This is a genomic window from Streptomyces sp. NRRL S-118, assembly GCF_000716335.1.
Classification (GTDB): domain Bacteria; phylum Actinomycetota; class Actinomycetes; order Streptomycetales; family Streptomycetaceae; genus Streptomyces.
Genome location: NZ_KL591043.1, coordinates 5424 through 5738, shown reverse-complemented (window position 1 = coordinate 5738; position 315 = coordinate 5424). Strand labels below are relative to the sequence as shown.

Here is a 315-nt window from a genome sequence, read left to right as displayed (position 1 = left end):
GCCGGGGACGGCCGGGGGTGGTCCACTCCCGGGCCTCGGTCAGCAGCTCGACCTCGCCCGACCGCCAGTCGATGTGCGGGGAGGGCTCGTCGACGTGCAGCGTCTGCGGCAGTACGCCGTGCCGCATCGCCATCACCATCTTGATCACACCGGCGACGCCGGCGGCGCCGGAGGTGTGGCCGATGTTCGACTTGATGGACCCCAGCCACAGCGGGGCGTCCTCGCGTTCGCGGCCGTACGTCGCCAGCAGCGCCTGCGCCTCGATCGGGTCACCGAGGACGGTGCCGGTGCCGTGGCCCTCGACCGCGTCGACCT

The 315-nt window shown here is 73.0% G+C and carries 1 protein-coding gene; it reads right to left on the bottom strand.

From position 1 onward, the window contains the following. Positions 1–315, bottom strand: a 315-nt coding sequence (locus IH00_RS0135725; RefSeq protein ID WP_031080603.1) for a hypothetical protein, incomplete at both ends; no start/stop codon positions are given.